Genomic DNA, 24444 nt, shown 5'->3' with positions numbered 1-24444 from the left:
GTGGGTGGTGACCGCCCGGACCGAACCGGTCGCGACCGCCCGCTCCAGGCCGATCGCGAGCGTGAGTGCCGGGCATCGGATGAGAGTGAGGATGGCGTGACCACAGCAGCAGTTCTGGGCGCGGGTTCGTGGGGGACGGCGTACGCCAAGGTGCTGGCCGACGCCGGAACGGACGTGACGATCTGGGCGCGGCGCGAGGAGGTGGCGCGTGGCATCGCCGAGCGGCACGAGAACTCCGACTATCTACCCGGTGTGAAACTGCCGCACTCGCTGAAGGCGACGGCCGATCATCGGGTGGCCCTCGAGGGCGCCGATTTCGTGGTCCTCGCCGTCCCGAGTCAGACCCTGCGTACCAATCTCGAGGAGTGGAAGGCAGATATCGGACCGGACGCGACACTTCTCAGTCTCGCCAAGGGAATCGAGAGCGGCACCCTGATGCGCATGAGTCAGGTGATCGGTCAGGTCACCGGCGCCGAGCAGAATCGCATCGCCGTGCTGTCCGGCCCCAACCTCGCCCGTGAGATCGCCGAGGGGCAACCGGCCGCGACCGTCATCGCGTGCCCCGATTCCACCCGCGCCATGGAGATCCAGAAATCCTGCGCCACAAAATATTTCCGTCCGTACACGAACTCCGACGTCATCGGCTGCGAGGTCGGCGGCGCCTGCAAGAACGTCATTGCCCTCGCGTGCGGCATGGCCGCCGGGGTCGGGCTCGGTGAGAACACCGTCGCGAGCATTATCACCCGCGGTCTCGCCGAGATCACCCGGCTCGGAACCGCCCTCGGGGCCAAGCCGGCCACGCTCGCCGGTCTCGCCGGTGTCGGCGATCTCGTCGCCACATGTACGTCCCCGTTGTCCCGCAACCGTTCGTTCGGCGAACGACTCGGCCGCGGTGAGTCCCTCGAGAGCGCGCAGGAGGCCACCCACGGTCAGGTGGCCGAAGGGGTCAAGTCGTGCACCTCGGTCCGCGCCCTCGCAGCGAGTTACGACGTCGAGATGCCGCTCACCGACGCCGTGCACCGCGTGTGCCACGAAGGCATGTCGGTGCAGGACGCGATCGGGCAGCTGCTCGGACGCCGGATCAAGCCGGAATGAGTGGCATGACGGGCGATTCGACTCGCTGTGTGAAGGCAGTTGCACACGAGGGTGTTCCGGGCTCCCCGCTGCAGGCGGGACCGGTCTTCGCGGCGCCGTATCTCCTCGGGGAGGACGAGCGCGACGACGTCGACACCTATGCGCGGGCCTCGAATCCCGGCTGGCGCGCACTCGAATCAGCGCTCGCCGACCTCGAGCACGCCTCGGCCGCCCGCGTCGTCGGCTCGGGAATGTCGGCGATCACGGTCGCCCTGCGATCCCTCGTGGCCCCGGGCGGCACGGTCGTCGTCCCCTCCGACGGTTACTACCAGGTGCGCGCGTACGCGCAGGAATTCCTGGCGCCGCACGGAGTGAAGGTCGTCGAGATGTCGGTCGCGGAGTTCGGTGACGGCACCCTGACCGACGTTCTGGTGACCGCTCCCGACAATTCCGTCGTACTGGTCGAGACCCCGTCGAATCCAGGCCTCGACACTGTCGACCTGCGCGCGATCGCGACCGCGTGCCACGTCTCCGACGCGCTCCTGCTCGTCGACAACACCACCGCCACACCCCTGGGCCAGCTGCCCCTCGACCTCGGCGCCGACGTCGTGGTGGCCAGCGGGACGAAATCGCTCAGCGGACACAGTGACCTGCTGTTCGGATACATCGCCGTCGCCGATCCCGAACTGCTGCCCGCGATCGACCGGGAACGACTGTTGTCGGGAACCGTGCTGGGACCCTTCGAGACCTGGCTCGCGCACCGCAGCCTCGGCACCGCCGGACTGCGCTTCGAACGGCAGTGCGCCAACGCGCTCGCCGTCGCCGGGATGCTGCTCGAGCACGCCGCTGTCACGGACGTCCGCTATCCCGGACTCGCCGGCGACCCCGCCCACGCCGTGGCGGCCGGCCAGATGAGCCGCTTCGGCCCCCTCGTCACCTTCCGGCTACCCGGCCGCGACGAGGTGCACCGCTTCGTCCGCGCGGCCACGCTCGTCGCACCCGCCACCAGCTTCGGCGGTATCCACACGACAGCGGATCGTCGCGCACGATGGGGCGATGCGGTGCCGGAGGGATTCGTCCGGTTGTCGTGCGGAATCGAGGACACCGCGGATCTGCTCGCCGATCTCGACGCGGCGCTGAAGGAGACGACCCTCCACCGAGGGAGACCGGAGCCCGCGGAGACATAGCAGGGTGTCCGGCCCCACCCGCCTAGGACTCGCTCGACACGCGGAGATCGCCACCCGGTACGGTTCGACACGTGAGTATGCCCCGAACCCGGGTGGCCGTCGTCTTCGGTGGTCGCAGCAACGAACATTCCGTCTCCTGCATCTCGGCAGGGAGCATCCTGCGCAACCTGGATCCGGAGAAGTACGAGGTCGTGCCCATCGGCATCACTCCCGAGGGCGCATGGGTCCTCGGCGACGCGGACCCGGCCGGCCTCGCCGCGGCCGGTCGCGAACTGCCCGTCGTCGCAGGCGACGGCTCCGATCTCGTCCTCACCGCGGATCCGACCCGCGGTGGCGACATCGTCGCCCTCGACGAGGGCTCCTACGGCCGGGTGCTCGCCTCGGTCGACGTGGTGTTCCCCGTCCTGCACGGCGCCTACGGCGAGGACGGCACCATCCAGGGTCTGCTCGAACTCGCGGACATCCCGTACGTCGGTCCCGGGGTTCTTGCCAGCGCCGCCGGGATGGACAAGGAGTTCACCAAGAAACTGCTCGCGGCCGAAGGCCTGCCCGTCGGCTTCCAGATCGTCCTGCGTCCCGGCACCGCGACCCTCACCGAGGAGCAGAAGACCCGCCTCGGCCTGCCCGTCTTCGTCAAGCCCGCCCGCGGCGGATCGTCCATCGGCATCAGTCGCGTGGCCGACTGGGCCGCCTTCGACGACGCCGTCGCGAAGGCCCGGCAGCACGACCCCAAGGTCATCGTCGAGTCCGCGATCATCGGCCGCGAGGTGGAGTGCGGCGTGCTCGAGTTCCCGGACGGCGACGTCCGCGCGAGTGTCGTCGCCGAGATCCGCATGCCCGACACCTCCGACGACCACGAGGCGTTCTACGACTTCGACACGAAGTACCTCGACGACGTCTGCGAGTTCGACGTCCCGGCCAAGCTCGACGAGGAGACCTCCGACCGGATCCGCGAACTCGCGGTCCGGGCGTTCCGCGCCCTCGACTGCCACGGCCTGTCCCGCGTCGACTTCTTCGTCACCGAGGACGGACCGGTGATCAACGAGATCAACACGATGCCCGGATTCACCTCCATCTCGATGTATCCGAGGATGTGGGACGCCACCGGAGTGGAGTACGCCGAGCTGCTGTCGATCCTGGTGGAGACGGCGCTGGCGCGGGGCACCGGCCTGCGCTGACGGCACACGGCCTGTCGGCTTCCGCGAGGACCCGACTAGGCTGGATACATGACTGCCGTGACCCCCGACTCAGCTGCGACCGACGCCGGCACGGACACCCGTGAGGCCGTCCACGAAGCTGCGCGTCGCGCCCGCGTGGCCTCCCGTCGTCTCGCGTTGCTCACCACCACCGAGAAGGACGCGGCTCTGCACGCCGCGGCCGACGCTCTGCTCGCCGCCGCCGACACCGTCCTCGCCGCGAACGCGGAGGACATCGAGGCCGCCCGCGCCGGTGGCACCGAAGAGGCCATCCTCGACCGCCTGCGCCTGACCTCTGCCCGGATCGACGGGATCGCCGCCGGCCTGCGCCAGGTGGCCGGACTGCCCGACCCGATCGGCGGCGTCGTCCGCGGCTCGACGCTGCCGAACGGTCTCGAGCTGCGCCAGGTGCGCGTCCCGCTCGGCGTGGTCGGCATGGTCTACGAAGCACGGCCCAACGTCACGGTCGACGCATTCGGTCTCGCTCTGAAGTCCGGCAACGCCGCGCTGCTGCGCGGCTCGTCGTCCGCGGCCCGCTCCAACGCCGCGCTCGTCGAGGTGCTGCGCGCCTCGCTCGAGAGCCGGGGCATCCCCGCCGATGCCGTGCAGCTGCTGCCGAGCGCCGACCGCTCGTCGGTCACGCATCTGATCCAGGCCCGAGGCCTGGTCGACGTCGTGATCCCGCGCGGTGGCGCCGGTCTGATCGCCGCGGTGGTGCGCGACGCGACCGTCCCCACGATCGAGACGGGCACCGGCAACTGCCACGTCTACGTCCACTCGGCGGCCGATCTGGAGATGGCGGAGAAGATCGTGATCAACGCGAAGACCCGCCGGCCCAGCGTGTGCAACACCGCCGAGACGATCCTCGTCGACAAGGCGATCGCCGACACCGCCGTCCCGAAGCTCCTGCAGGCATTCCAGCAACACAGCGTGACGGTCCACGGCGACCTGCCCGGCCTCGTGCCCGCGACCGACCAGGACTGGTCCGACGAGTACCTCTCGCTCGACGTCGCCCTCGCGGTGGTCGACGACCTCGACGCGGCCGTCGACCACATCGACCGTTACGGCACCGGCCACACCGAGGCGATCGTCACCTCGGACCTCGCCGCTGCTCGGGAGTTCACGACGCGCGTGGACGCCGCAGCCGTTATGGTCAACGCTTCGACGGCGTTCACGGACGGCGAGCAGTTCGGATTCGGCGCGGAGATCGGCATCTCCACCCAGAAGCTGCACGCTCGCGGCCCGATGGGTCTGCCCGAACTGACGTCGACGAAGTGGGTGGTGTGGGGCGACGGCCACACCCGTCCCGCCTGATCGAGACCGGCCCGACGAAAGGAACCAGTGTGGATCGTGCGCTGCCCACCACCCCGCCGATCTTCGCGGACGTCCAGGACGTCGTCGATCGTCTGGCCGGTACCGGTTATCTCGCCGACAAGTCCACCGCGACCGCGGTGTTCCTCGCCGATCGCCTCGGCAAGCCGTTGCTGATCGAGGGACCCGCGGGCGTGGGCAAGACCGAACTTGCCCGCGCCGTCGCCGAGACCTCCGAGGCCGAACTCGTGCGCTTGCAGTGCTACGAGGGCGTCGACGAGTCCCGCGCACTGTACGAGTGGAACCACGCCAAGCAGATCCTGCGCATCCAGTCGGCAGGGGCGACCGCCGCGGCGGGCGAGTCGTGGGACCGCACCAAGGAAGACGTCTTCTCCGAGGAGTTCCTGCTGTCGCGGCCGCTGCTCACCGCGATCCGCCGCGAGGATCCGACCGTGCTGCTCGTCGACGAGGTCGACAAGGCCGACGTGGAGATCGAAGGCCTGCTGCTCGAGGTGCTCAGTGACTTCGCGGTCACGGTGCCCGAACTCGGCACCATCCGGGCCACCCGCAAGCCGTTCGCGGTGCTCACCTCGAACGCCACCCGCGAGTTGTCCGAAGCGCTCAAGCGCCGGTGCCTGTTCCTGCACCTGGACTTCCCCGACGCCGACCTCGAACGACGCATCCTCGCCAGCCGGGTCCCCGATCTGCCCGACGCGCTCGCCGACCAACTCGTACGCACGGTCCGCGTGCTCCGCGGCATGCAGCTCAAGAAGGTGCCGTCGGTGGCCGAGACGATCGACTGGGGTCGCACCCTGCTCGCACTAGGACTCGACACCCTCGACGACACCGCGCTGCGCAGCACGCTCGGCGTGATCCTCAAGCACCAGTCCGACCAGATCCGCGCTGCCGCCGAGCTCCGGTTGAACTGACATGGCCGCCGCGCACCTTCCCGGATCCGAGGCGCCCCCGGCACCCCACGGACTGCCCGGGCACCTGGTCGGATTCGTCGAGGCGCTGCGCCGTCGCGGCATCGCGGTCGGGCCGTCCGAGACGGTCGACGCCGGACGGGTCATGACGGTGCTCGATCTCCTCGATCGGGAGGCCCTCCGCGAAGGCCTCGCGTGCACCCTGCTCCGCCGGTCCACACACCGGCCGACCTTCGACGCCCTGTTCGACCTGTGGTTCCCGCCCGCGATCGGACGCCGCGAGGCCACCGACCCTCAGGCGAGCATCCCACGCACCCCCACGGGGGAGGTCGACTTCGAGGCCCTACGCGATCTCATCGCCGAGCTGCTGTCCGACGAGTCGCCGGAGGCACTCGAGGCCTCCGAGATGCTCGTCTCCGCCATCGTCGAGGAACTCGGCCAGTATGCGTCGTCGAACGGCCCGTCCTTCTCGGCCTATCAGGCGCTTCGCGACGTCTCCCCGGACACCCTGCTCACGAAGATCCTCGAGGGACTGCTCGGCAACAGCACCCGCGAGGAACGCGACGACGCCGCCTACGAGAGCGAGGTCGCGCGGCGCACCGCCGCCCAGCGCATCGCCGATTTCCGGGCGATGGTCGAACGGGAGACCCGGCGACGCACCGCCGAGCAGCTCGGCCGCGAACGCGTCGAGAAGTACGGGGTGCCCAAGCTTGCCGAGGAGGTCGACTTCCTGCGCGCGTCCGACGCGGAACTCGTCGCCCTGCGCCGCAGCGTCATGCCGCTCGCGCGTCTGCTCGCGAGCCGTCTCGCGGCGCGCCGCCGGCGCGCTCGTGCCGGCGCCATCGACCTGCGGCGCACACTGCGCAAGTCCATGTCGACCGGTGGCGTGCCCATCGACCTGGTCAACCGCAAGCCCCGTCCGGCGCGTCCCGAGCTCGTCGTGCTCTGCGACGTCTCCGGCTCCGTCGCCGGCTTCTCGCACTTCACGTTGCTGCTCGTGCACGCCCTGCGCGAACAGTTCTCCCGCGTGCGCGTGTTCGCGTTCATCGACACCGCCGACGAGGTCACCCATCATTTCGCCGCAGGGTCCGATCTGGGCGAGTCCATGTCGCGGATGCTGAAGGAAGCGGAGCTGATCACCTACGACGGTCACTCCGACTACGGACACGCCCTCGGCGGCTTCGCCGAGAACCACGCCCACGCCCTCACCAGCCGCAGCTCGCTGCTGATCCTCGGCGACGGCCGCACGAACTACCGCAATCCGAACCTCGAAGTCCTCGAACATCTCGTGTCCGTCGCACGGCACGCGCACTGGCTCAATCCCGAGCCGAAGGGACAATGGGGTTCGGGGGATTCGGCCGCCAGGGTCTACAGCGAGGTCGTCACGATGCACGAGTGCCGGTCGGCGCAGCAGCTCGCAACGGTGGTGGCGAGTCTGCTCCCCGTGTGAACCCGTAAGCTGGACAACCGTGCATCAGCCAACGGATCGGCCCTCGGCCCCCAGGCGCCGCCTGGGCGTCATGGGTGGAACGTTCGACCCGATCCACCACGGACACCTCGTGGCGGCCAGCGAGGTCGCCGCGAGCTTCGACCTGGACGAAGTGATCTTCGTGCCCACCGGGCAACCCTGGCAGAAGACCGGACGCGACGTCAGCCCCGCCGAGGACCGTTACCTGATGACGGTGATCGCGACCGCATCCAACCCGCGGTTCTCCGTCAGCCGCGTCGACATCGATCGACGCAAACCCACCTACACCGTCGACACCCTGCGCGATCTCAGCGAGCAGTATCCCGACGCGGATCTGTACTTCATCACCGGCGCGGACGCACTGGGATCGATCCTGTCCTGGCAGGACTGGCAGACCCTGTTCGACCTCGCCCGCTTCGTCGGGGTGTCCCGGCCCGGATACGACCTTCACGCCGAACACCTGGCACCGCATCTGGACGAACTCCCGGCCGAGGCGGTGAGCCTGGTGGAGATCCCGGCACTGGCGATCTCCTCCACGGACTGCCGCAGGAGGGCCCGCGAGAACCGTCCCGTCTGGTATCTGGTCCCCGACGGAGTGGTGCAGTACATCAGCAAACGCCGGCTCTACCGCACGAATACGCACCCCGACGGAGATCCCGTCCCGGTGTTCGACGGAAACACCCCCGGCACCATCGAGAGAAAGAGCACGCAGTGAGCGCAACGGCAGAAGCCACGGAGATGGCCCGAATCGCAGCCCTGGCCGCCGACGAGAAACTCGCCACCGACGTCGTGGTGCTCGACGTGTCCGAGCAACTGGTGATCACCGATTGCTTCGTCATCGCGTCCGCACCCAACGAGCGTCAGGTCAACGCCATCGTCGACAACGTCGAGGAGAAGCTGCGCGAGGCCGGCCACAAGCCCGTCCGCCGCGAGGGCACCCGCGAGGGACGGTGGACGTTGCTCGACTACGTCGACGTTGTGGTGCACATCCAGCACGAGGACGAGCGCAACTTCTATGCCCTCGACCGCCTGTGGAAGGACTGCCCGACCATCGAGGTCGACGGTGTGGGTGGCCCCCGTTCGGCGATCGACGCCGCCGACTCGCCGGAGGACGTGTGAGTCGTCCGGAGGAGGGTTCGCAGAGCCCGCGGGTGCGGCAGCTGGTGCTGCTGCGCCACGGCCAGACCGAGTACAACGCCACGCGGCGGATGCAGGGCCAGCTCGACACCGACCTCTCCGAGCTCGGCCGGCAGCAGGCGCTCGCCGTCGCCGACGCGATCGCCCGGTTCGATCCGCTCGCCGTCGTCTCGTCCGATCTGCGCCGCGCCTACGACACGGCGACCGCGCTCGGCGATCGCATCGGGCTGCCGGTCGCGATCGACACGCGGCTGCGCGAGACGCATCTCGGCGAATGGCAGGGCCTGACCCACACCGAGGTCGACGCCGTGGCCCCGGGCGCGCGCAGCGCGTGGCGCGCCGACGCGACCTGGGCACCGCCGGGTGGCGAGAACCGGATCGACGTCGCGCGGCGCAGCATGGCCGTCGTCGGCGAACTGCTCGACAAGTACGAGGACTGGAGCGATCGGCCCATCGTGCTGGTCGCACACGGGGGTCTGATCGCCGCGCTCACCGCCGCCCTGCTCGACCTGCCCGTCGATCGGTGGTCCGTCCTCGGCGGTCTCGGGAACACCGGCTGGGTGCAGCTCAGCGGATACGGCGAGGTGCCGTCCTGGCGCCTCGACGTCTGGAACGCGTCGGCCACAATGGCGCCCGATGACGTCCTCTGAACCCACGCCGATCGGAACCGACGCCGCCCCGCAGCGCCCGGTCCTGCTGGTGATCGGTGACTCCCTGAGCTACTACGGCCCGAAGGGCGGCCTGCCCGCCGACCATCCGCAGATCTGGCCCAACCTGGTCGCGGCCGAACTCGGATGGGACGTCGAACTCGTCGCCCGGATCGGGTGGACCACACGCGACGCGTGGTGGGCCATGACCCAGGACCCGCGGGTGTGGGCCGCGATCCCGCACGCCGGAGCCGTCGTCCTGGCCGTGGGCGGGATGGACACCCTCCCGTCCCCGCTGCCCACCGCACTGCGGGAGGGCCTGCGCTACATCCGCCCGCCGGCCCTGCGTCGCGCGGCGCGTAACGCCTACGGGTGGTTGCAGCCGCGACTGTCACCGCTCGGGCGACCGGTGGCGCTCCCACCCCGGGTCAGCGTCGAGTACCTCGAAACGATCAGGGACGCATTGGCATACATGCGCCCTGATCTGCCCGTCATCGGCACCATGCCGTCGGTGCACCGCAGCGAGCAGTACCGGTCGGTGCATGCCGGCCGGCTCCCCGCGGCACGCGCGATCACCCGCTGGGCGGCCGAGAAGTCGGTTCCCCTCGTCGATCTCGCCGAAGCGGTGCGGGAGAACGTCTTCTCCGACGACGCCAATCCCGACGGGATCCACTGGGGTTGGGAAGGACACCGCCGTGTCGCCGCCGCTGTCGGCGACGCGGTCCGGATCGTGCATCGGGATGCGGAAGTCCCGGTGGAGGGCCTACGGTAGGCGTCGTGTCCGTCGTCGTCGTCACAGATTCGTCGAGTTGTATCGACCCTGAACTGGTCCGTCGGTACGACATCCGTGTTGTGCCACTGCACATCATCGCGGGCGGACGCGACCTCCGCGAGGGCGTCGACGAGTTACCGGAGGACCTGTCGACCGTGACGACCTCCGGTCCGTCTCCCGCAGAACTGACCGACGCCTATACCGAGGCGCTCGAGGACAGTGGAGGAGACGGCGTCGTAGCCGTGCACCTCTCGCGGGTGCTGTCCGGGACATGGGACGCAGCCCGGCACGCCGCCGAATCGCTGGGCGACCGGATCCGGCTCGTCGATTCGCGGAACACCGCCATGGGTTCGGGTTTCGCCGTCCTCGAAGCGGTGCGCGCCGCACGGGCCGGAGAAGACCTGGCCCGGGTGTACGAGCGGGCCGTGGAGGTCGCGGCGTCCGCCCGGACCCTGCTCGTCGTCGACCGGCTCGACCACCTCCGTCGCGGTGGCCGGATCGGCACGGCCACAGCGCTGTTGGGTACCGCGCTCGCGATGAAGCCCGTGCTGCACATCTCCGACGGCAAGCTCGTCCTGCGGGAGAAGACCCGCACGATGACCAAGGCGATGGCCAAGCTCGTCGACGGAGCCGCGACCGACGTGGGCGACGAACCGCTCGTCGCGGTGCACCACCGTGGGGCACCCGAGCGGGCGCGCAGCCTCGTCGATCAGCTCGCACAGCGCCTTCCGGAAGGCACCGAGATCGTCGTGTCCGAACTCGACGCGGTTCTCGGCGCGCACGTCGGGCCGGGTGCGGTCGGTGTGGTCGTCGCCTCCGCGGCGACCGGTGTCTCCGAGGACTGACCACCTACACCACCTCCCGGCCCGGATGATGCCGGTGGAGGCCCCCTCCGGGCATTCATCCACAGGGGTGCGGGTCATCCACAACCCCGGCCGAATCGGCGCCGACACCGAATCCGGCGGTCGCGGCCGCGGCTAGCGTCGCGGCATGGCGAGCAGTGACCACCGTGATCTCGCGCGCACCCGCCTCGGCGCGATCACGCGTTCCTCGGCGATGCCCGCGGAACCGCCCTGGACCGACGACAGGTCGGCGAACGACCACCCCTGGGCGGATCCGGACGACGGCGACGAACCCCTCCACAGCGGTCCCGGCCGGGAACGATTCGTCGATCGGCTGACCGCAGCGCGATGGGACACCGGACGACGGGGAACCGCTGCACTCGCCGCGATCGGAGTACTCGCCGCCGCAGTGGCACTCGTCGTCGTGTGGCGCGACCGGCCGGTCCCCGAACCGGTACCGCCGCTGCCGAGAGTCGAAGTCGTGGACACTGCAGAGCCGTCCGCCGCGAGGGAGACGGACACGGCACAACCGGATTCCGCCGATTTCGTCGTCAGCGTCGTGGGTGCGGTGATACGCCCCGGGCTCGTGCGGCTGCCGGCGGGATCCCGTGTGGCCGACGCGCTCGACGCTGCCGGCGGTGCCGTCGACGGCGCCGACCTCATCGGCCTGAATCTGGCCCGGCGGGTCGCCGACGGTGACCAGATCGTCGTGGGAATCGCCCCGCCCCAACCTGTTCCGCAGGCCAGTGGAATCGTCGGGGCGCAGACACCGGGCGATGCTCCACCGGAGGCAGGCGGACCGGTGGATCTCAACACCGCCGACGAGACCGCGCTCGACGCGCTGCCGGGCGTCGGTCCCGTCACGGCAGCGGCGATCGTCTCGTGGCGCGACACCAACGGACCGTTCACGGACGTCGAACAACTCGGTGAGGTCGACGGGATCGGACCGGCGCGACTCGCGAGGCTGCGTGAACTGGTGACGGTGTGACCGGACGGAACGACGGGTCCGACGCCGCAACGGTTCTCGATGCCCGGTTGGTGCCGTGCGCGCTGGCCGCGTGGGCCGTGACGCTTCTCGGGTTGTACACGGGATGGCGGATCGTGATCGTCGTGGCGGTCGCGGCCGTCGTCGGGTGCTCCGTGACGGTCCGTCTCGTCGCGACCGGTCGCATCCCACGCGGAGGTGCGCGGATCCTCCTCGCCGCACTGGCCGTCGTCGCGGGATTCGGACCGGCCGCCGGCCTCCGGATGTGGGCCGCCGACCAGCACCCGATCGCCTCCGCAGCGGAGAAGGGATCCTGGGCCGGCGTCGTCCTCCTCCCCACCGACGACCCGCGGCACATCCGGGCTGCGGCCTTCGACGACACACCCCGGGTACGCATCCCGGCCCGGCTCGAGCACGTGATGGTCGGTGGGCGATCCATGGACACCGGGGGATCGGTGGTGGTGTTCGCACCGGCCGACTCGTGGGGAGATCTCCTGCCCGGGCAGTCCGTCACCGCACGCGTGCGGGCGGCGCCGCACACCGGGCCGGGCACCACGGTGGCGGTGCTCCACGCGGAGAACGCACCCACGGTCGTCGGCCCGCCCCCGGTGTGGCAGCGATGGGCTGGCACGGTACGCGACCGGCTCGCGCAGGTGGGTTCCGCGGTGCTTCCCGCCGATCGGGCCGGCCTGCTGCCCGGTCTCGTGGTGGGCGACACCACGGCGCTGACCGACGAGGTGCGGGAGGACTTCCGGGTGGCCGGACTGACGCATTTGACGGCCGTGTCCGGAGCCAACGTCAGCATCGTCCTCGGAGCGGTACTGCTCCTCGTGCGCGCGGTAGGACTCGGACCGCGTTCCGGGACCATCCTCGCCGCGACGGCTCTCGTCGCCTTCGTCGTCGTGGTCCGTCCGTCGGCGAGTGTGGTGCGCGCGGCCGCGATGGGATCGATCGGGTTGCTGGCATTCGTGACGGGTCGTGAGCGACAGGCACTTCCCGCCCTGTGCACCGCGGTGGGCGTACTGCTCGTACTCCTGCCCGACCTCGCCGTCGACGTCGGGTTCGCGCTGTCGGTGTCCGCGACGGCGGCACTGATCGTCGCCGCGCCACCTGTCGTGACCCGGCTCGTGGATCGCGGGTGGCCGCGTCCCATCGCGGAGGTCGCGGCAATGTCGCTGGTCGCGTTCGTAGCGACCGCACCTCTCGTCGCGGCGGTGAGCGGGACCGTGAGTGTCGTGTCGGTCGCGGCCAATGTCCTCGTCGCCCCGGTACTTGCGCCGCTGACGGTCCTCGGTTCGCTGGTCGCGCTGGGCGCCTCCGTCGTCCCGTGGGTTGGGGAGGTGCTCGCGCGCGGCACCGGGCCGTTCCTGTGGTGGCTGATCACGGTGGCCGACCGGGCGGCATCGTTGCCGTCGGCCGAACTCGAGGTGCCGGACGGGCCGGTGGGGGCAGTGGTCGCGGCGGTGCTGGTCGCGGTGGCGTGGTCGGTGGCTCGTCACCGGCGGGTGCGGATCACGGCTCTCGTGATTGCGGTGGCCGTCGCGGCGGTGTGGCTGCCGGTGCGGATGCTGCGACCGGGCTGGCCCGGAGCCGAATGGGTACTCGTCGCATGCGATGTCGGTCAGGGCGATGCGCTGGTGCTGGCGACGGGGGACGGGCGCGCGGTCGTCGTCGACACCGGACCCGAACCGGAACCCGTCGATCGGTGCCTGCGCCGGTTGAGGATTCGCCGTATCGCACTGCTCGTCGTGTCACACCTGCACGCCGACCACGCGGGTGGGATCCGCGGTGTCCTCACCGGGCGCTCGGTCGAGATGGTCGTGGTCGGGCCGGGTGCTGCCGGTGACGACGCGGCGGGTGTGCTCGACGCGGCGACCGGGACCGGTGTCGTGGTGCGGGAAGCGGGTGCCGGTGCGACCCTGCGTGCGGGCGATCTCGACATCCGGGTGCTGGGCCCGGCCGGGCGACGGACAGGCGGTTCCGAGAACGACAACTCGCTCGTCCTGGCGGTCGACACCGTCGTGGGCCGGGTCCTGTTGCCGGGAGACGCGGAGGAGGCCGCGCTCGACGCACTCGTGCGGTCGGGCACCGACGTGCGTGCGGACGTGTTGAAGGTGCCGCACCACGGCTCGCGCACCACACCCGCACGCTTCCTCACCGCTGTGCGGCCGAGCGTCGCCCTCGTCAGCGCCGGGCGAGACAACCTGTTCGGGCATCCCCATCCCGAGATCGTCTCCACCCTGACCGGAATCGGGGCGCGGGTCCTGCGGACCGACCTGCACGGCGACGTTGCAGTGCTCCGTGCCGCCTCCGGGGCGCTCGCGGTGGTGTCGGACGTGCGTGGCACGATCGAACCGTGAGCGACGCGTCCCTGCATCTGATCCTCGGTGAGGAAGAACTGCTCGTCGACCGTGCCGTCGCGAAGATCGTGTCCGATGTCCGCACGCGCAGCGAAACTCCCGGCGATCTCCCCGTCTCCAGGCTCCGCGCCGGCGACGCGGGCGTACCCGAACTCGCCGAGCTGCTGAGTCCGTCGCTGTTCGCGGAAGAACGCATCGTGATCCTCGAATCCACCGCCGACGCCGGGAAGGACGCCGCGGCGCTGATCCTCGATGTCGCGGGCGATCCGCCTCCGGGCGTGACACTGGTGATCCTCCACAGCGGCGGGGGACGCACCAAGGCGATGGTGCCCGCGCTGCGCAAGCGCGGCGCCGAGGAGCACATGTGTGCCGCTCCCGCGAAGGCGGGGGAGAAGGCGGCGTGGGTGCGGACGTTCGTCCACAAGGAGTTCCAGGCTGCGGGGGTGCGAGTCTCGGGCGATGTCGAACAGCTCGTCATCGAGGCGGTGGGTTCCGACCTGCGCGAACTCGCTGCGGCGTGCAGCCAGCTCGTGGCCGACACCGGCGGCAAGATCGATGCTGCGGCCGTGCGACGCTACTACTCGGGCAAGGCCGAGGTGTCGGGATTCGACGTAGCCGAGAAGGCCGTGGCCGGCGATACGGCCGGTGCGCTCGAAGCGCTACGGTGGGCGATGCACCGCGGTGTCGCCCACGTGCTGCTCGCCGATGCTCTCGCCGACGCCGTGCACACGATCGCCCGGGTCGGCTCGGCCGGTCGCGGCGACCCGTTCTCCCTCGCGTCGTCGCTGGGTATGCCGCCGTGGAAGGTGAAGAAGGCGCAGGCGCAGGCGCGCACGTGGGCGCCGGCGTCGATCGGGACCGCACTCACGGTGGTCGCTGCGCTCAACGCCGACGTCAAGGGAGCCGCGGCCGATCCGGACTACGCCCTCGAGCACGCCGTGCGGGTCATCTCCGAGCTGGCGGCCTGAGGCTTCTCCGCCGTGCCCGTGCCCGTGCCCGTGCTCGTGCCCGCGGCCGATTCCGGGCGGGCGGCATCATTTCTGTCGTTCAACGCCACGAAGGCCGTCCCCGGCGGGGGACGGCCTTCGTGAAGCAGAGCCTGCGTCTACTACCTCGGAGCGATGAACTCAGAGCTTGTTGGCAAGCTTCGCGAGAGCAGACTTCTTGTTGGCAGCCTGGTTGGGGTGGATGACACCCTTGCTGGCAGCCTTGTCGAGCTGACGGCTCGTGGCGACGAGGAGCTCGTTGACCTTGTCCTTGTCGCCAGCGGCCGCAGCCTCGCGGAACGAACGGATCGCCGTACGAAGCGACGACTTCACCGACTGATTCCGGAGTCGGTTGCGCTCGTTGGTGCGAATCCGCTTCACCTGGGACTTGATGTTGGCCACGCGTAAAATCCTGTCGTCTTGCTGGTAGCTGGTAGGAAAGCTCTGGGTGCATCTGAGCACCGATGGACAAGGTTACCAAGAACGGATCGCAAAGCCCAAACCGGCGGTCGAATCACCCTTCTCACCGGCCTGATCGTTTCGGCCAGGACTACGCGCACCTGACTGTTGTTGTTGCGTGCCGCCGCGGGAGGGCATCTACATGGGCGGACACGCCACGGTGCACGATGTCGTTGTCGAGGTCACGGCGCATGCGTAATCTCCCTCACAGCGCGAACGACGAGTTCGCGGCTGCGGTGCATCGACTCGAAGTGTTCTACCACCAGGTTCCGCCTGCGAGCGGGACCACGAACATCGAGGTGACCCATGGAACCCCCACGCGATCCCGAGTCCCGAATCGACGAAGATCTCGCACGCCAGACCTCCCTGGAAATCAGAGACCCCGGTGAGTTCTCCGACCTGCGGAAGTACGTGGCGGAGGCGATCGGAACCTTCCTCCTGGTGTTCTCCGCGGTGGGTACCGCGGTGTTCGCCGGAACCTATGTCGGTCAGCTCGGCGTCGCACTGGCGTTCGGCCTGACCCTGCTGTTCCTCGTGTACACCATCGGCCCGATCTCCGGGTGTCACGTGAACCCGGCGGTGACGCTCGGGCAGCTCATCGTCGGTCACGTGACGCCGGTGCGCGCCGTGGGTTACTGGATCGCGCAGGTCGTCGGCGGTCTGGTCGCCGGTCTGACGCTCTACGCGGTGGCGTCGTCGTTGCCGAGCTACGACCGTGCCGCCGACGGCCTCGGGGCGAACGGCTGGGGCGCGCACAGCCCCTCGGCGGTGCACGGTCCGCTCGGCGGCGTGCTCGAGAACGGCTACGGCATCGGCGCGATGATCGTCGTCGAGGTCCTGCTCACGGCCGTGCTCGTCTTCGTGGTGCTGGGTGCGACCGATCAGGTGGCCGACGCGCCGATCGCCGGCATCGCCATCGGCTTCACTCTCGCGGTGATCCACCTGATCTCGATCCCGATCGACAACACGTCGGTCAATCCCGCCCGTAGCCTCGCCGTCGCCTTCTACCAGGACGGTGCGCTCGGGCAGCTGTGGGCATTCATCGTGTTCCCGCTCATCGGCGGAGCGCTCGGAGCGCTCGTCTACACCTTCCTCTTCGGGCGGCGGTACGGGCTCCAGGCCTCCTGAGGGCCTGCGGTCAGGGCGCGGCCCGATTCAGCTCCAGCCGAAATCGGTACGGAGCCGGGTCGCGACCTGATCGAATCGTGCGCGGGGGAGGATCGCGCCTTCGCGGCGGATGCCGTCCTCGGGGACGTCGAGCACGCGATCGAGGCGCACCCAGCTCGGGCGGTTCTCCGCGTCCCACGGTCCGGAGCCGATTCCGAGCCAGTCGCGGTGACCGTCGCGGTCGGAGTTCGACGAGAGCATCAGCCCGAGCAGCGTCCTGTCGTCGCGGCCCACGACGAGCACCGGGCGGTCCTTGCCCTCCGTCGGATCTTCTTCATAGGCCACCCAGGTCCACACGATCTCGCCCGGATCGGCGCGACCGTCGAGGTCGGGGGAGTACTCGAGGCGGCGGGCACGCTGCGCCGTGGGCGTGGTGCGCGACGCCACCGGGCGACCGGGGGCCGGACGCTTCGTGCCGGACTGGGTCTTCGCGGCACCTGGCTTCGGCGCCGTGGTCCCGGACGCGCCCGGCTTCGGTGCCGCAGTGGTACCGCTCCCCGAGGTTCCGCTCGCTGCGCCGGTCCGGCCGGCCGCGTTCAACGCGGCGCGCGCCTTGTCGAGCGCCCCGGACTGCTGCAACTGCTGGTAGATCTTCGGACCCTGGTCGACGGCGAGACGCCCCAGCTGCCTGCCCAACTTCTTCCATGTACCGGCCACGGGAACCGAGCTTAACCGGACCTGACCCGGGCGAAATCCCGGCCGTCGCCCGACTTGGATATTCTGCAGGGTGACCGCGGTCTGCTGGCCGCTGCCAGTCCGAGTCAGGAGCACGACATCAGCACCTTCGCCGACACCACGTTCACGGACCCCGCAAAGATCCGGAACTTCTGCATCATCGCGCACATCGACCACGGAAAGTCGACGCTCGCGGACCGGATGCTGCAGCTCACCGGGGTGGTCGAGGAGCGGCAGATGCGCGCCCAGTACCTCGACCGCATGGACATCGAGCGCGAGCGTGGCATCACGATCAAGGCGCAGAACGTACGTCTGCCGTGGAAGCTCGACGGCGAAGACTATGTGATGCACCTGATCGACACCCCGGGCCACGTCGACTTCACCTACGAGGTCTCCCGCGCGCTCGAGGCGTGCGAGGGCGCGGTCCTGCTCGTCGACGCCGCGCAGGGCATCGAGGCGCAGACCCTCGCCAATCTCTACCTTGCGCTCGACAAGGACCTGACGATCATCCCGGTCCTCAACAAGATCGACCTGCCCGCGGCCGATCCCGACCGCTATGCCGGTGAGATCGCGAACATCATCGGCTGTGAGCCGTCCGACGTGCTCCGGGTCTCCGGCAAGACCGGCGAGGGCGTCCCCGAACTCATCGACGCCGTGATCCGCCAGGTGCCGCCGCCGGTCGGTGACGCCGACGCGCCCGCCCGCGCCATGATCTTCGACTCCGTCTACGACACCTACCGCGGCGTCGTGACGTACGTGCGTGTGGTCGACGGCAAGATCGTGCCCCGCGAGAAGATCAAGATGATGTCGACGGGCACGACCCACGAACTGCTCGAGGTCGGCATCGTCTCGCCCGAACCCAAGGCCACCGCCGGTCTCGGCGTCGGCGAGGTGGGCTATCTCATCACCGGCGTGAAGGACGTGCGCCAGTCGAAGGTCGGCGACACCGTCACCACCGCCCGCCACGGTGCGGAGGAGCCGCTCACCGGCTACCGCGAACCGCGCCCGATGGTCTACTCCGGTCTGTACCCGGTCGACGGCTCCGACTACCCGGTGCTGCGCGACGCGCTCGACAAGCTCCAGCTCAACGACGCCGCGCTCACCTACGAGCCCGAGACGTCCGTCGCTCTCGGGTTCGGTTTCCGCTGCGGCTTCCTCGGTCTGCTGCACATGGAGATCACCCGCGAGCGCCTCGAGCGCGAGTTCGGCCTCGACCTGATCTCCACGGCTCCCAACGTCGTCTACCGCGTCGTGCTCGAAGGCGGCCAGGAAGTCGTCGTGACGAACCCGTCCGACTGGCCCGAGGGCAAGGCTCGCGAGATCTACGAACCGATCGTCAAGTGCACCATCATCGCGCCGAGCGAGTTCATCGGTTCGATCATGGAGCTGTGCCAGTCGCGGCGCGGTGAGCTCGGCGGTATGGACTACCTGTCCGAGACCCGCGTCGAGCTGCGGTACACGCTGCCGATGGCCGAGATCATCTTCGACTTCTTCGACTCGCTGAAGTCGCGCACCCGCGGCTACGCCTCGATGGACTACGAGGAGGCCGGAGAGCAGGAGGCCGCGCTGGTCAAGGTCGACATCCTGTTGCAGGGCGAGGCCGTCGACGCATTCAGCGCGATCGTCCACAAGGACGCCGCGGCCGCCTACGGCAACAAGATGACGACCAAGCTCAAGGAACTCATCCCGCGGCAGCAGTTCGAGGTGCCCGTCCAGGCCGCGATCGGCTCGAAGATCATCGCCCGCGAGAACATCCGGGCGATCCGCAAGGACGTTCTCGCCAAGTGCTACGGCGGCGACATCAGCCGTAAGCGCAAGCTGCTCGAGAAGCAGAAGGAAGGCAAGAAGCGGATGAAGACCATCGGCCGCGTCGACGTTCCGCAGGAGGCGTTCGTCGCCGCGTTGTCGTCCGAGGCCTCGTCCGACAAGCCGAAGAAGTAGTCGCTCCTGCTGCGACGCCCACCGGAAGGATTCGCGTGCTCGACACCTGGCTCACCCGTGAACTCGGAATCTCCGTTCCTCTGCTGGGTGCGCCCATGGGTGGCCGGGCCGGTGGGCGGCTCGCCGGCGAGGTGACGCGGGCCGGCGGACTCGGCCTGATCGGTGCCGCCCGGTACAACACCGCCGAGTGGATCGAGGGCGAGGTGCGCACCGCCCGCGAGATCGGTGGTGGGGCCGTGGGATTCGGTCTGATGACTTGGGCGCTTGCCGACGACGACAGCCTCCTCACCGCGGTGCTCGAGTACCGCCCGCAACTGGTCACGCTCTCGTTCGGCGATCCCGCTCCCTACATCGAGCGCGTCCACGAGGCCGGGGCCGTCGTCCTCTCGCAGATCAACACGGTCGACGATCTGCGCGTGGTCGAGGCAGCGGGTGTCGACGCGGTGATCGCGCAGGGCCATGAGGCCGGTGGGCACACGGGCAGGATCGGTACCCTCCCGTTGCTGCAGGAGGTGCTCGAGTCGACGTCGCTGCCCGTGCTCGCCGCAGGTGGCATCGCCACGGGTCGCGGTCTGGCAGCGGTGCTCGCAGCCGGTGGGCAGGGCGCCCTGGTCGGGACGGCGCTGCTCGCCAGCCCGGAGACCGTCGGCCCCGACTACGCCCGTGGCCGGCTCGTGGAGGCCGGCAGCGCCGACACCGTCTACACCGACGTCTTCGACAAGGCCCGGCACCAGCCGTGGCCGGCGCGCTGGGGCGGACGCGCCCTGCGCAATGCGTTCACCGAGGAGTGGCACGGCCGGGGCGCCGACGAGGACACCCTCGCCGCGGCGTACACCGGTGACGATCCCGACATCGGGGTGGTCTACGCGGGGGAGGCCGCCGGTCTGGTGCGCTCCGAGCGACCCGCGGGCGAGGTGATCCGGGGTATCGCCGAACAGGCGGAGACCCTGCTGTCCCGCTTCCGTTGAGCACTGCGCCGGCACACGGACGTCCACATTCGAGCTGAGGTGAGCCTCACCTGAGGTGGAGGTCGCCCATGCGCCGAGTCGTTCTCTCCGCGGTAGCGCTCGTACTGTTCGTCGCCCCGACCCTCGTGGCGTGTTCGTCGGACACCGATGACACCGCGACCGCCGGCGGCGAGACCGTCACCGTCGAGCACTCCTACGGCACGACGACGATCGAGGGCACACCCGAGCGGATCGTCGCGACCTCCAGCCAATGGCTCGACGCTCTCGTCGAACTCGGGGTGCAGCCCATCGCGTACTACAGCGCCGGCTCGTACGGCGACGAGCGCGGCCTCTATCCGTGGCAGACCGACGTCTCCCCGGATGCGGTGGCGCTGAGTGCGGCGGCGGAGACGTCGGTGCCCGTCGAGGAGGTGGCCGCTCTCGAACCCGACCTGATCCTCGGCGCCTGGCAGATCGCCTCGCAGAACGACTACGACACGATCTCCGCGGTGTCGCCGACGATCGGGCCTCTCGGCGACACCGGCGTGGACCGCTGGGACGAACAGGTGCGGGTGCTCGGTGAGGTCCTCGGCCGCACCGACGACGCCGAGAGGATCATCGCCGACCGCAACGCCGAGATCGAGGCGGTCGCGAACGCCTGAGACCGGCTCACGGTCCGAGATGCGCGGGCCGGAAGTTGCCCGCTCCGATCTCCCGCTCTGCGCGGATGACATGGACGACGGCATTGATGAGCGCCAGGTGGGTGAACGCCTGCGGGAAGTTCCCCAGATGACGTCCGCTCTCGGTGTCGATCTCCTCGGCATAGAGCTTCAGGGGGCTCGCGTAGTCGAGCAGGCGCTGGCACAGTGCGGCGGCCCGCTCGACCTCGCCGATCTCGACGAGCGCCGAGACCAGCCAGAACGAGCAGATGGTGAACGAGCCCTCCTTGCCCGCGAGCCCGTCGTCGGTGGTCTCCACCCGGTAGCGCAGCACCAGCCCGTCCTCGGTGAGTTCGTCGGCGATCGCCAGCACCGTGGCCCGCACCCGGGGGTCGTCTGCGGGCAGGAAGCGCAACAAGGGGATCAGCAGAGCCGACGCGTCGAGTGACGGGTGGCCGTACCGCTGGGTGAAGACGCCGCGTTCGTCGACGCCGTGTTCGAGGACGTCGGCCTTGATCTCGTCGGCCATCGCCGCCCACTTCCGGGCGTAGTCGGGACGACCCTGCAGTTCGGCGAGTTTCGCGCCGCGATCGAGTGCCACCCAGCACATGACCTTCGACGACACGAAGTGCTGGGGTTCGCCGCGCACCTCCCAGATGCCGCGATCGGGCTTGCGCCAGTTGGCCGCTGCCTCCTCGACCTGCCGGCGCAGGGTGTGCAACAGCGTCTGGGGGAAGTGCCCGCGGGACTTGACGTGCAGGTACACCGAGTCGAGCAGTGTGCCCCAGATGTCGTGTTGCTGTTGGTGATAGGCGTCGTTGCCGATGCGGACCGGGGTGGCGCCGTCGTAGCCGCTCAGATGATCGAGGGTCGACTCCGGCAACTCGCGCTCACCGCCTACCCCGTACATCACCTGGAGCGGATAGCGGACGCCGTCCGCGTCGCGCGAGACGTCGAGGATGAACGAGAAGAAGTCGTCGGCCTCCCGGTCGAACCCGAGGGTGTACAGACCCCACAGTGCGAAGGTCGAATCGCGTACCCACGCGTAACGGTAGTCCCAGTTACGTTCTCCGCCAGGTGTTTCGGGGAGTGAGGTCGTCGACGCTGCGAGCAGCGCCCCGGTCGGGCTGTAGGTCAGTCCCTTGAGCGTCAGAGCGCTGCTCTGCAGGTAGGTGCGCCACGGGTGATCCGGGAAGCGGCCCGTCGTGATCCACTCGCGCCAGTAGTCCTGGGTGGCGGTCATCTTGACGGCGGCCTCGTCGAAGGTGTGCGGCATCGGGCAGTCCGACCACGACAATGCGACGAAGGCCGTGTCGCCCTTGTGGAGTCGACGTCGCGCGCGGACCTCGCGGTCCTCGATTCCGAGGCGCAGATCCGTCGTCATGCGCAGCGTCGGATGTTCGTCCGGCGCGTTCTGGCACACCGCGGTGGCCTCCTCGTAGACCTTGCCGGTATAGCTCCATTCGGTGCGGCCGCGGTGGTAGTCGAAGGCGGGTTCGCAGCTGACGTACAGGTCGACCGTCCCGTTCACGCAGCGCACCGTGCGCAACAGCATGTGCTCGGCCTCCCAGTCGGACGGGGTCCGGCGATGCGTGGTGGAGCGTTCCTCGACGTCGTACCAGGGTGACATGACCAGCGCGTCCCGCACGATCATCCAACCCGTGTCGGTCTGCCAGGTCGTCTCGAGCACCAGACCGCCCGGCAGGTACCGGCGTGCCGCAGGAACGGTGCGGTCGTGCGGCGACAACCGGAAATGTCCCGCGCTGCGGTCCAGCAGCGACCCGAACACACTCGGCGAGTCCGGACGGGGCACGCACATCCACTCCACGGTGCCGTCACGTGCGATCAGGCAGGTGCTCTCGCAATCCGAGAGGAATGCGTAGTCGTCGATCGGCGGGAACGGACTCCGTTGGAAGGGTGCCCCCGACAGCGGTGAGGAGGAGTGGTAGTGGTCCATCCCTCCATGATCACCGCGGGCCGGGCGGATCGCAGCGCGGTTGCCGAACCTACTAGGGTGTAGGCAATGGATCGGGTGGCTTCGTGGTGGGACGGCTTCGAGCTGTGGCTCGCGGGCCTGTCCTTCGTCCCCCAGGTGGCCCTGGTGCTCGCAGTGCTGGTGCCGGCCTGCTCAGGGGTCGCATGGCTGCTCGATCGGGCGATGGCCGGTGTCTTCGGACTGCTCGGCCGCGGAGAGACGGACTCGCCCGCCACGACGACGGAGGATTGCTGACATGCCGCGTTCGCGCGTAACCCTGGCGCTGATCGCGCTGCTGATCATCGTCGTCGTCGCATGGCTCGTCTCCATGTGAGCACGCCGCTCGCGCATCCGGTTCGGTGCTCGACGTCCGGTGTCCGAATCGTCGATTTCGGTCGACCCTCGACCTCTGCTAATCTCTGCCGCGTGTCCGCGACCACTCTGCCCCGCCTCCGCCACGAGTTGGCGTTGATCGCTGTGGGCATGCCATCGGTCGCCGACATCGACTGTTGTCGCTGAATCCTCCTTCTCTCCGCGGTCCCCGTCTTCCGGATCCTCTCGTCCGTCGGTGCCGCATCCTCGCGAATCCCGGCCGGTCCGATTCCGGCAGCCCCTCGTCCGGTGCCGGTCGCGTTCATCCCCCCTCGAAACAGCCCCTCAGGAGGCTCGTCATGAAACGTTCCAGGTTCGTTGTCGCGGCGTTCGCCGCGGTCACCGCACTCTCCCTCACCGCCTGCTCCGGTGGTTCGAGCGACACCGTCGGAGCCGAGAGCGGCGGCGACGGATCCGGCGGCACGGTCAACCTCTACGCCTACGCCGTGCCCAAGGTCGGATTCGACTCGCTGATCCCCGCCTTCCAGGAGACCGAGGAAGGCGAGGGCGTCGTCTTCCAGCAGTCCTACGGCGCCTCCGGAGACCAGTCCCGCAAGGTGCGCGACGGCGCCGAGGCGAACTTCGTGAACTTCTCCGTCGAGCCCGACATCACCCGTCTCGTCGACGCGGGACTCGTCGACGAGAACTGGAACGACAACGCCTACAACGGGATACCGTTCGGATCGGTCGTGACCATCGTCGTCCGTGAGGGCAACCCGAAGAACATTCGGGACTGGGACGACCTGCTCCGGCCGGATGTCGAGGTCGTCACCCCCAACCCGTTCAGCTCGGGTTCGGCGAAGTGGAACCTGCTTGCGCCGTACGCCGCGAAGAGCAACGGCGGCGCCGACCCGCAGGCCGGCATCGACTACGTCACCGCACTGGTCACCGACCATGTGAAGGTACAGCCGAAGTCCGGTCGCGAGGCCACCGAGACCTTCCTGCAGGGCACCGGCGACGTGCTGCTGAGCTACGAGAACGAGGCACTGTTCATCGAGCGCAACGGCGACCCCGTCGAGCACGTCACCCCGCCCGTCACTTTCAAGATCGAGAACCCTGCGGCGGTACTGAAGAACGCGAAGGACGTCGAGGTCGCGCAGGCGTTCAACGACTTCCTGTACACCCCCGAGGCCCAGCGCCTGTGGGCCGAAGCCGGTTTCCGGCCCGTCGATCCGACCGTCGCCGAGGAATTCGCCGATGAGTTCCCGCAGCCGGAGAAGCTGTGGACCGTCGCCGATCTCGGCGGCTGGGAGACCGTGAACGAGGAGCTGTTCGCCGACAGCACCGGCACCATCGCGGTGATCTACGACAACGCAACGAAGTAGAGCACGCGCGTGACCGTTTCGGAACACACCGCC

The 24444-nt window shown here is 69.3% G+C and carries 24 protein-coding genes; 21 read left to right on the top strand and 3 right to left on the bottom strand.

The window, feature by feature from the left end; all coding sequences use genetic code 11:
- The first annotated feature begins 96 nt into the window (after window positions 1-96).
- The 14 genes from K3M35_RS07790 (at window position 97) to holA (ending at window position 14873) form a co-directional block, all read left to right on the top strand.
- Window positions 97-1095, top strand: coding sequence for an NAD(P)H-dependent glycerol-3-phosphate dehydrogenase (locus K3M35_RS07790; protein ID WP_121209069.1), 999 nt, complete (start codon window positions 97-99; stop codon window positions 1093-1095).
- Window positions 1096-1100: 5 nt separating this feature from the next.
- Window positions 1101-2261: a cystathionine gamma-lyase gene (locus K3M35_RS07785; RefSeq protein ID WP_006554517.1), complete on the top strand. Its 1161-nt coding sequence runs from the start codon at window positions 1101-1103 to the stop codon at window positions 2259-2261.
- 71 nt (window positions 2262-2332) lie between these two features.
- Complete coding sequence (locus tag K3M35_RS07780) at window positions 2333-3439, top strand: D-alanine--D-alanine ligase family protein (protein ID WP_039958672.1); 1107 nt, start codon at window positions 2333-2335, stop codon at window positions 3437-3439.
- A 48-nt stretch (window positions 3440-3487) separates the two neighbouring features.
- Complete coding sequence (locus tag K3M35_RS07775; RefSeq protein ID WP_006554515.1) at window positions 3488-4771, top strand: glutamate-5-semialdehyde dehydrogenase; 1284 nt, start codon at window positions 3488-3490, stop codon at window positions 4769-4771.
- A gap of 29 nt (window positions 4772-4800) precedes the next feature.
- Window positions 4801-5697 (top strand): MoxR family ATPase, encoded by an 897-nt coding sequence (locus K3M35_RS07770; protein WP_006554514.1) that lies wholly within the window; start codon window positions 4801-4803, stop codon window positions 5695-5697.
- 1 nt (window position 5698) lies between these two features.
- Window positions 5699-7144, top strand: coding sequence for a VWA domain-containing protein (locus K3M35_RS07765; protein ID WP_024101370.1), 1446 nt, complete (start codon window positions 5699-5701; stop codon window positions 7142-7144).
- A gap of 70 nt (window positions 7145-7214) precedes the next feature.
- Window positions 7215-7877: a nicotinate-nucleotide adenylyltransferase gene (gene nadD, locus K3M35_RS07760; protein ID WP_019288365.1), complete on the top strand. Its 663-nt coding sequence runs from the start codon at window positions 7215-7217 to the stop codon at window positions 7875-7877.
- Complete coding sequence (rsfS, locus tag K3M35_RS07755; protein ID WP_024101369.1) at window positions 7874-8281, top strand: ribosome silencing factor; 408 nt, start codon at window positions 7874-7876, stop codon at window positions 8279-8281. Before nadD ends, rsfS begins: the two co-directional genes overlap by 4 nt.
- Window positions 8282-8370: 89 nt before the next feature.
- Window positions 8371-8949, top strand: coding sequence for a histidine phosphatase family protein (locus tag K3M35_RS07750; RefSeq protein WP_259443781.1), 579 nt, complete (start codon window positions 8371-8373; stop codon window positions 8947-8949).
- Window positions 8936-9718: a diglucosylglycerate octanoyltransferase gene (gene octT / locus K3M35_RS07745; protein WP_006554509.1), complete on the top strand. Its 783-nt coding sequence runs from the start codon at window positions 8936-8938 to the stop codon at window positions 9716-9718. Before K3M35_RS07750 ends, octT begins: the two co-directional genes overlap by 14 nt.
- A gap of 5 nt (window positions 9719-9723) precedes the next feature.
- Window positions 9724-10563: a DegV family protein gene (locus K3M35_RS07740; protein WP_006554508.1), complete on the top strand. Its 840-nt coding sequence runs from the start codon at window positions 9724-9726 to the stop codon at window positions 10561-10563.
- A gap of 145 nt (window positions 10564-10708) precedes the next feature.
- The gene (locus tag K3M35_RS07735; protein WP_006554507.1) at window positions 10709-11548 is read left to right on the top strand and encodes a ComEA family DNA-binding protein; all 840 of its coding nucleotides are present in this window, start codon (window positions 10709-10711) and stop codon (window positions 11546-11548) included.
- Complete coding sequence (locus K3M35_RS07730) at window positions 11545-13905, top strand: DNA internalization-related competence protein ComEC/Rec2 (RefSeq protein WP_220666227.1); 2361 nt, start codon at window positions 11545-11547, stop codon at window positions 13903-13905. Before K3M35_RS07735 ends, K3M35_RS07730 begins: the two co-directional genes overlap by 4 nt.
- Window positions 13902-14873 carry a DNA polymerase III subunit delta gene (gene holA / locus K3M35_RS07725; protein ID WP_006554506.1) on the top strand — a complete coding sequence of 324 codons (972 nt, stop codon included), beginning with the start codon at window positions 13902-13904 and terminating at the stop codon, window positions 14871-14873. Before K3M35_RS07730 ends, holA begins: the two co-directional genes overlap by 4 nt.
- A 159-nt stretch (window positions 14874-15032) precedes the next feature.
- Here holA and rpsT read toward each other — a convergent pair whose 3' ends face one another.
- Window positions 15033-15293, bottom strand: coding sequence for a 30S ribosomal protein S20 (gene rpsT / locus K3M35_RS07720; RefSeq protein ID WP_006554505.1), 261 nt, complete (start codon window positions 15291-15293; stop codon window positions 15033-15035).
- A gap of 363 nt (window positions 15294-15656) precedes the next feature.
- Here rpsT and K3M35_RS07715 point away from each other — a divergent pair, with 363 nt between their 5' ends.
- Window positions 15657-16478, top strand: a complete 822-nt coding sequence (locus K3M35_RS07715) for an aquaporin (RefSeq protein WP_259443695.1) — start codon at window positions 15657-15659, stop codon at window positions 16476-16478.
- 27 nt (window positions 16479-16505) lie between these two features.
- Here K3M35_RS07715 and K3M35_RS07710 read toward each other — a convergent pair whose 3' ends face one another.
- The gene (locus K3M35_RS07710) at window positions 16506-17174 is read right to left on the bottom strand and encodes a type II toxin-antitoxin system PemK/MazF family toxin (RefSeq protein ID WP_019288360.1); all 669 of its coding nucleotides are present in this window, start codon (window positions 17172-17174) and stop codon (window positions 16506-16508) included.
- A gap of 63 nt (window positions 17175-17237) precedes the next feature.
- On the opposite strand from K3M35_RS07710, the gene lepA reads away from it, so the two are divergent.
- The 3 genes from lepA to K3M35_RS07695 all read left to right on the top strand — a co-directional run bounded on the left by lepA (window position 17238) and on the right by K3M35_RS07695 (window position 20742).
- Entirely contained in the window at window positions 17238-19133 is a 1896-nt protein-coding gene (gene lepA / locus K3M35_RS07705; RefSeq protein WP_259443777.1) for a translation elongation factor 4, read from the top strand.
- A gap of 35 nt (window positions 19134-19168) precedes the next feature.
- On the top strand, window positions 19169-20101 hold the full coding sequence (locus tag K3M35_RS07700) for a nitronate monooxygenase family protein (protein WP_006554501.1): 933 nt from the start codon (window positions 19169-19171) through the stop codon (window positions 20099-20101).
- 68 nt (window positions 20102-20169) lie between these two features.
- Complete coding sequence (locus K3M35_RS07695; RefSeq protein ID WP_259443694.1) at window positions 20170-20742, top strand: ABC transporter substrate-binding protein; 573 nt, start codon at window positions 20170-20172, stop codon at window positions 20740-20742.
- Window positions 20743-20749: 7 nt separating this feature from the next.
- On the opposite strand, the gene K3M35_RS07690 is transcribed toward K3M35_RS07695, so the two are convergent.
- Window positions 20750-22696 carry a glycoside hydrolase family 15 protein gene (locus K3M35_RS07690; protein ID WP_220666226.1) on the bottom strand — a complete coding sequence of 649 codons (1947 nt, stop codon included), beginning with the start codon at window positions 22694-22696 and terminating at the stop codon, window positions 20750-20752.
- A gap of 66 nt (window positions 22697-22762) precedes the next feature.
- Here K3M35_RS07690 and K3M35_RS07685 point away from each other — a divergent pair, with 66 nt between their 5' ends.
- The 3 genes from K3M35_RS07685 (at window position 22763) to K3M35_RS07680 (ending at window position 24411) form a co-directional block, all read left to right on the top strand.
- Window positions 22763-22969, top strand: coding sequence for a hypothetical protein (locus K3M35_RS07685; protein ID WP_019288357.1), 207 nt, complete (start codon window positions 22763-22765; stop codon window positions 22967-22969).
- A 171-nt stretch (window positions 22970-23140) separates the two neighbouring features.
- Window positions 23141-23233: an Ms4533A family Cys-rich leader peptide gene (locus tag K3M35_RS26850; protein ID WP_309568822.1), complete on the top strand. Its 93-nt coding sequence runs from the start codon at window positions 23141-23143 to the stop codon at window positions 23231-23233.
- A 152-nt stretch (window positions 23234-23385) separates the two neighbouring features.
- On the top strand, window positions 23386-24411 hold the full coding sequence (locus K3M35_RS07680) for a sulfate ABC transporter substrate-binding protein (protein ID WP_019288356.1): 1026 nt from the start codon (window positions 23386-23388) through the stop codon (window positions 24409-24411).
- The last annotated feature ends 33 nt before the right edge of the window (window positions 24412-24444 follow it).

It is taken from the genome of Rhodococcus sp. DMU2021 (assembly GCF_019641445.1).
In the GTDB taxonomy this organism is placed as follows: domain Bacteria; phylum Actinomycetota; class Actinomycetes; order Mycobacteriales; family Mycobacteriaceae; genus Rhodococcus; species Rhodococcus pyridinivorans.
This window is presented reverse-complemented; position numbering and strand designations above follow the sequence as displayed.